Origin of the sequence: Arthrobacter endolithicus (assembly GCF_026627425.1) — a bacterium.
In the GTDB taxonomy this organism is placed as follows: Bacteria; Actinomycetota; Actinomycetes; order Actinomycetales; family Micrococcaceae; genus Arthrobacter_M.
This window is the reverse complement of the sequence record NZ_JAPNLH010000003.1, coordinates 265707-272356: the sequence shown is the minus strand read 5'-3', so window position 1 is coordinate 272356 and position 6650 is coordinate 265707. Positions and strand designations below refer to the sequence as shown.

Here is a 6650-nt window from a genome sequence, read left to right as displayed (position 1 = left end):
AACGACATCCCATAGTCCATCCCTCCAGCACACCAAAGCACCCGAACATGCACCAGAGATTTCGCGAGCACTTCTCAAATGCGGCACGCACCCCATTTCGCGAGCACTTTAGCTGAGTCTCGTCGCCTCCCCGCGGAGTGGATCCCGGCGATAAACTGAAGCAAAAGCCGCGTTGGACGAGCGCCTGCGCACGAATCCGCTAATGGAAAAGGAGATCACAATGGCTGACATTCTGACGACTGAGGTGACGGCGCTGGACGAAAATTCCCGGATCCTTGATGTCCGTGAGGACTACGAGTGGGAGGCCGGGCACATCGCCGGGGCGCTGCATATACCGCTGGAGCAGATTCCGGCGCGCTTGGACGAGCTGGATCCGGACGAGGATCTCCAGATCATCTGCCGCACCGGCGGCCGCTCGCTCCGTGCCACAACGTGGCTGACGGAGAACGGCTATTCGGCCACGAACGTTGCCGGTGGCATGGGTGCGTGGGTCGAGGCCGAACGCCCGATGGTGTCGGAAAATTCGCAGCCCCCGCGAGTGTTGTAGCACCGGAACTGCCGCCGGCATTGAAAGCTCAGATATTGAAAGTAAGCTGAGTGAACCCCATAGCGGGGCGTGCACGGGGGAGTGCACCGACAGAAAAGGCGGACCCAGTGAGCGAAAGCATGCACTCCGGCAGGGACAGTAATGACGATGGCACCATCACCAACCCCGGTGCCGACTATAAGCGTGACGACTCGGTGGGAGATGCCGGGGATGACGCCAATGAACTGCGCTTCAGCGAGGAAGAGGAGCTGATCACCGAGCAGGGCCACGCAGAGCAGTCGGCCGGCGATGTCGGTAGGGAAGCTGCCCCGCCGGTCATCTAGCCGATTTCGTATTAAGGCGTAACCCGCACCAGCAGTGCCTTAGGCTCGACGGCGACGGTAACCTTCGTCGCTTTGCCGAAGATGTCGCCGTCGAGCTGGGTCTCCTCCGGCACGGCGGTGCGGATGGTGATTGTTTTCGCCCGGTAATAATCGATCACCGGCAGCCGGCCCTTGTGCTGGAGGACAATTTTCACCGCCATTGCTGCCCAGCCCAGAGCGCTGCGTGGACTGGCCACCACAACATCCAGGACGCCGTCATCCAGCAGCGCATCGGGGGCAAAATCGATGCCCCCCGGGAGTAGACCGCAGTTGGCAAAGAGCACCGTCCGGACCTTGCGTTGCTGCGGATCCGCACCGTCCATGGCAATGCTGATTTTCTTCCGCCGACCGGGCAGGTGCCGCATGCCTGCCTCGCTATAGGCCAGCCAGCCCATCGAACTCTTGAGCCGGCTGCTGGTATCGCCGAGCACCTCAGCATCCATGCCCAGGCCTCCGATGACCAGGAACGCGTGTTTGGAACTGGCTCCCGTGACGGAGTTCTCCATGGCCATCGTGGCCGTATCAATATGGCGCTGATGGCCGAACAGTGCGGTTTGCACGTCGCTGTGAATGTCGTTAATGCGCAGGCCAAGGTTCCGGGCCAGCAGATTGCCGGTGCCCAGCGGAATTACCCCCATTGGTACCTGCGTGTGCCGCAGGACCTCCGCCACGACGCGCACCGTACCGTCCCCGCCGCCCACGACAACGACGTCGGCACCGTAATCCAGGGCACGACGGGCCTGTGAGTACCCTGGGTCCTCGCGGGTGGTTTCCAGGAAGATCGGTTCCTTCCAGCCCGCCAGCGCAGCCGAGCGCAGGATGAAGGTCTTGGCATCGGCCGCACCGGTCTTGACCGGATTGAGGATCACAACCACCTTCTGCTTGCCCGTCTGGCCTTTGTGCGGGACGTCCGCGACAGCGCTGCGGGTATGTTTTTGCGCCAGTTTCCGCACGCCCCACCAACTGGCGGTCAGGAAGGCAAGGGACGCTAAAACTATGATGAGGACCAGAACCGAGGTGGGCATAATCCTCTAACAATAGCTGTTGGCAGGCCGGTCATGCGGCCCCCGGATTGCGCGCCCGGTAGGGGCGCCGGGGCGGCCTGCATCTGGCTGGGCGTGCGGTTGGATACGCTTGGAGCGTGATCGATGTCAAAGACCTCAGCGAAAACCCCGATAACTACCGAGCCAGCCAGCGGGCGCGCGGTGCAGATTCCGCTGTGATTGACGCGGTCATCGCGGCCGATGCGACGCGCAGGAACGCCATTAGCAGCTACGAAGCGCTGCGGGCCCGGCAGAATGCCTTCGGGAAAAAGGTGGCGCAGGCCAAGGGTGCCGACAAGCAGACGTTGCTGGCCGAGGTGAAGGATCTCGCGGGGCAGGTGAAAGCCGCGTCCACGCAGGCCGATGCCGCCGCTGCTGCTGCTGATGTGCTGGTGCGCGGCATGGCAAATCTGGTGTCCTCCGGTGTCCCGGCCGGCGGGGAAGACGACTACGTGGTGCTGCGTACCGTGGGAACTCCGCGGGATTTCGCCGCCGAGGGCTTTAAGCCCAAGGACCATCTGGAAATCGGCGAGTTGATCGGCGCCATTGACATGGAACGCGGCGCCAAGGTTTCCGGCTCGCGTTTTTATTTTCTCCGGGGCGTTGGGGCCAGGCTGGAGCTGGCGTTGCTGCAATTGGCGATGGATCAGGCCATCGATGCCGGGTTCACGCCGATGATCACTCCGACTCTGGTGCGGCCGGAGACCATGGCCGGCACCGGATTCGACGTTAAGCACGACGCCGAGATCTATCGGTTGGCCGAAGATGACCTGTATCTGGTCGGCACCTCGGAGGTTGCCCTTGCCGGGTACCACGGAGATGAGATCCTGGATCTGTCCAACGGCCCGCTGCGCTATGCGGGTTGGTCGTCCTGCTACCGGCGGGAAGCAGGATCGCACGGCAAGGATACCAGGGGCATCATCCGAGTCCATCAATTTAACAAGGTGGAAATGTTCACCTACACCACGGTGGAGGACGCGGAGGCGGAGCATCAGCGCCTGCTCGGCTGGGAGGAGCAAATGCTGGCGAAGGTCGACCTGCCGTATCGGGTAATCGACACGGCGGCTGGCGATCTGGGTCAATCCGCGGCCCGTAAATTCGACTGCGAGGCCTGGATCCCGACGCAGGATGCCTATCGGGAACTCACTTCGACGTCCAATTGCACCACCTACCAGGCGCGCCGACTCAATATCCGCGAACGCGTGCCGGCACCGGCAGGTACGCAGAAGGAGGCCGGAAGCAAGGACAGCAAGGGTACGACCCGCGCCGTCGCTACGCTCAATGGGACGCTCGCGACCACGCGGTGGATCGTTGCCATTCTGGAACACCACCAGAATCCGGATGGTTCGGTCAACGTTCCGGCCGCGCTGCGCAAATATCTTGGCGGCCTTGAGGTCTTCCCGGTGCTGTGATCTGCTTCCTAGCCAGCGGCCGCTTCCATCTGCTTGACTTGGTCAATGACTATATTGACTTCATCAGAAGTCTCTGGCACCGAGGACCAGAGGTATAACGAAAGCGACAACATCACCAAACGCAACGACGACGCTAACGGGGGCAACCTCCCCAGCCACCTGATCGCCCTTGATGTGGACGGTACCCTGGTGGACCACGACGGGATGATGAGTGATGCCGTACGCGCCGCCGCCCGCCAGAGCGTGGCTGCCGGTCATCAGGTCATCATCGCCACCGGCCGTTCGCTGGGCGCGCTGCTGCCCGTTGTGAAGCAGATCGGGCTGGAGCGCGGTTTTGGCGTTGCCAGCAACGGCGGCGTGACCGTGCGGCTGGATCCGTCCCTGGAATGGGGGTACGAGGTGATCGAGCGCGAAACGTTCGACCCTCGCCTTGCCCTGACCGCGCTGCGGGAGCGCCTGCCGGGGGCCCGATATGCGGTGGAGGATGCGCACGGCAACTTCCTGGCCACCGAGCGCTTCCAGGACCGCAGTTTCGGCATCGAAGCCAAGGGAGTCGATTTCCAGCATTTGCTCGACGTTGAAGCGGTTCGCGTGGTGGTGAACAGCACGGACAGCAGCACGGCGGAGTTCGCCGCCGCCATCGCGGCCTGCGGGCTGCAGGGTGTCACTTATTCGGTGGGCTGGACTGCGTGGCTGGACATCGCGGCGGCCGGTGTCAGTAAGGCGACGGCGCTGGAAAAGCTCCGCTCGCGCCTGGGCGTGCAGCAATCGCACACTGTGGCGGTCGGGGACGGCAACAACGACATCGAAATGCTGACGTGGGCCGCACGTGGGGTTGCCATGGGGCAGGCCAATGACGCGGTGCGCGCTGCTGCCAACGAGACGACGGCGTCGGTATACGACGACGGCGCCGCGCACGTTTTACGCAGCCTGCTCTAAAGCAGCCGGGGACGGAGCGCCGCTGAAGCCCGTGGTCAAGGACCGTGCACACCACAACGACGGCGGCTCCCGGTCCGGGAGCCGCCGTCGTTCCTGATTCCTGTAAAGGTGCGCTGTCTGCGCCCGGTGTCAGTGCCCGCCCGGCACGAAGCGCTTGATCGAGGCTTCGAGCTCGGTCTCGGCCGCTGCGCGGTCTTCCCAGCCCTCGGCTTTGACCCATTTGCCCGGCTCAAGGTCTTTATAGTGCGTGAAGAAGTGCTCAATTTCCTTGATCAGGAAGTCGTCAACATCGGAAATTTCCTGAATGTGGTCGTACCGTTTGTCATCGATGACGCAGAGCACTTTGGCGTCGCCGCCGCCGTCGTCTGTCATATTGAAGACGCCGATCGGGCGGGCCTGCACCACCACACCGGGATGCAGGTCGTATTCCTGCAGCAGCACCAGGGCATCTAAGGGATCCCCGTCTTCGCCGAGGGTGTCCTCGAAGTAGCCGTAGTGCGTGGGGTATCCCATGGAGGTGAAGAGCACGCGGTCCAGCCGCACCCGGCCCGTCTCGTGGTCGACTTCATACTTGACGCGGGATCCGCGCGGGATTTCGATGGTGACGTCGTGCTTCATCTAATGCTCCTTGGCTGTTCGCATTGTTGGGGTCAAACCCGCAGCGTCCGGTGTTGGTCAGCGGGTATTGGTCAGGCGATCTCCGAACGGCGGCAGCGCTCGCTGCTGCCCCATGAAGGTCAGCAACGCGAAAGGCGCGCCGGCGTTCCGTCTAATATGAGGATATAGCGACCCGCACTGCACCGTTGCCCGGCGTCCTTGAGCGATGCCGTTCGGCGCTGGTCGCACGCGAATATTCTGCTGTTGTTTTTCCTGCACCGAAGGGCGTTATTCCCCATGAGCCGCACGTCGAATGTCCTGGCGGCGGCCCTGCTGACGCTTGTTCTGGGCGTGCTGGCTGTTCCGGTCGGAATTAACGTGGCTCCGGCATTTTCCCCCCTGCCGGCCGCCGCCCCGCTGCCGCCCGCTCCCGCTGGACAGCAGCTGCCGACGGCGTTGAGTACTCCCGACGGAATTGGCCGCCTGTATGCCGGCGCGCCGGTCCCGGACGGCAGGACGTTGTCCAAGGCCCTCGACGCGACTTTGGTGGCACGGGAGGGGGGAAACTACGCAGCACTGGTTCAGGACGCAGCGAGCGGCCAGGTGTTGTACAGCCGTAATGCCTCCGCGGGGCGTCTTCCGGCGTCTAGCCAAAAGTTGCTCACGGCACTGACCGCCTTGGCGGCCTTGGGGGCGCAGACCCGGTTCAGTACGACCGTATTGGCCGGGGGCCGGACCGCGGATGGGGCCGATTCGATCGTGCTGCGCGGCGGTGGTGACGTACTGCTCACACCGGGTAACAGCGACGGGCAGGCTACCGTCGGGCATGCCGGCGTGGCCTCGCTGGCGGCGCAGACCGCCGTCGCACTCAAAGCCAACGGCATAGCGGCGGTGAGCATCGACGTCGATGACACACTCTTCACCGGTCCGGCGCTGAACCCGGCCTGGTTGCAGGCCGACGTGGACGCAGGCGAGATCGCGCCGGTGTTTCCCATGGCGCTCTATGGTGCCCGACTGACGCCGGATGCGTCCGTCGGAGTCCGGCCGCAGGACTCGCCGATGCGGGTCGCGTCGGCGTTCGCGGCAGCTCTGGCCGCCCTGGGAATCGACGTCAAGCCCGATATCCGGCGCGGTACCGCGGCCGACGGCGCCGCTGCCCTGGCCGCTGTCAGCTCAGCCACCGTGGGCGAGCAGGTCCAATACATGCTGCAGGAGTCCGATAACTACGTGGCGGAAACGCTCGCGCGCATGAGCGCGGCGAATCTTCACAACGATGGCTCCTCGGCGGGAGCGAGCGAAGCCGTGCGGGAAACAGTGGGCACCTTGGGCGTTAAAACCGACGGTTTGGTGCTGGCGGACAGCTGTGGGCTGGCCGCTGCCGACAGGGTCAGCGCGGAGCAACTGACCCAGGCAGTGAAAATCATGCTCACGGACCCAAATCCGGATCTGCGCTTGGGCATGCTGGGCCTGCCTGTTGCGGGCCTGAGCGGAACGCTGGGGCAACGCTATCTAGACCCCGGGACGGTGGGGGGAGCCGGTCTGGTCCGGGCCAAGACCGGGACGCTGAATTCTGTCATATCGCTCTCCGGATACGTGGTGGATGCCGACGGGCGGTTATTGGTGTTTTCCCTGATCGGCAACGACCTGGAAGGCGGCAGCGCGGCGGCAAAACCCGTTATCGACGCGTCGGCGACCATCCTGGCAGGTTGCGGCTGCCGCTGACCGGTGCCTTGTTGTGTGATCTGATGGA

At 63.8% G+C, this 6650-nt stretch carries 7 protein-coding genes; 5 read left to right on the top strand and 2 right to left on the bottom strand.

What is annotated here, in order from left to right; translation table 11 throughout:
* The first annotated feature begins 220 nt into the window (after window positions 1–220).
* Window positions 221–547 carry a rhodanese-like domain-containing protein gene (locus OS914_RS04575; protein WP_267544865.1) on the top strand — a complete coding sequence of 109 codons (327 nt, stop codon included), beginning with the start codon at window positions 221–223 and terminating at the stop codon, window positions 545–547.
* A gap of 107 nt (window positions 548–654) precedes the next feature.
* Window positions 655–870 (top strand): hypothetical protein, encoded by a 216-nt coding sequence (locus OS914_RS04570; RefSeq protein WP_267544864.1) that lies wholly within the window; start codon window positions 655–657, stop codon window positions 868–870.
* 11 nt (window positions 871–881) lie between these two features.
* Here the strand turns inward: OS914_RS04570 and OS914_RS04565 are convergent, their stop codons facing one another.
* Window positions 882–1934: a diacylglycerol/lipid kinase family protein gene (locus OS914_RS04565; protein WP_267544863.1), complete on the bottom strand. Its 1053-nt coding sequence runs from the start codon at window positions 1932–1934 to the stop codon at window positions 882–884.
* A 116-nt stretch (window positions 1935–2050) separates the two neighbouring features.
* On the opposite strand from OS914_RS04565, the gene serS reads away from it, so the two are divergent.
* Both serS and OS914_RS04555 read left to right on the top strand, forming a co-directional pair.
* On the top strand, window positions 2051–3364 hold the full coding sequence (gene serS / locus OS914_RS04560) for a serine--tRNA ligase (RefSeq protein WP_267544862.1): 1314 nt from the start codon (window positions 2051–2053) through the stop codon (window positions 3362–3364).
* Window positions 3365–3409: 45 nt separating this feature from the next.
* Entirely contained in the window at window positions 3410–4303 is an 894-nt protein-coding gene (locus OS914_RS04555; RefSeq protein ID WP_267544861.1) for an HAD family hydrolase, read from the top strand.
* A gap of 129 nt (window positions 4304–4432) precedes the next feature.
* Here OS914_RS04555 and OS914_RS04550 read toward each other — a convergent pair whose 3' ends face one another.
* Window positions 4433–4921 (bottom strand): inorganic diphosphatase, encoded by a 489-nt coding sequence (locus OS914_RS04550; RefSeq protein ID WP_267544860.1) that lies wholly within the window; start codon window positions 4919–4921, stop codon window positions 4433–4435.
* 276 nt (window positions 4922–5197) lie between these two features.
* Between OS914_RS04550 and dacB the strand changes: the two genes are divergently transcribed.
* Complete coding sequence (gene dacB / locus OS914_RS04545; RefSeq protein WP_267544859.1) at window positions 5198–6622, top strand: D-alanyl-D-alanine carboxypeptidase/D-alanyl-D-alanine endopeptidase; 1425 nt, start codon at window positions 5198–5200, stop codon at window positions 6620–6622.
* The last annotated feature ends 28 nt before the right edge of the window (window positions 6623–6650 follow it).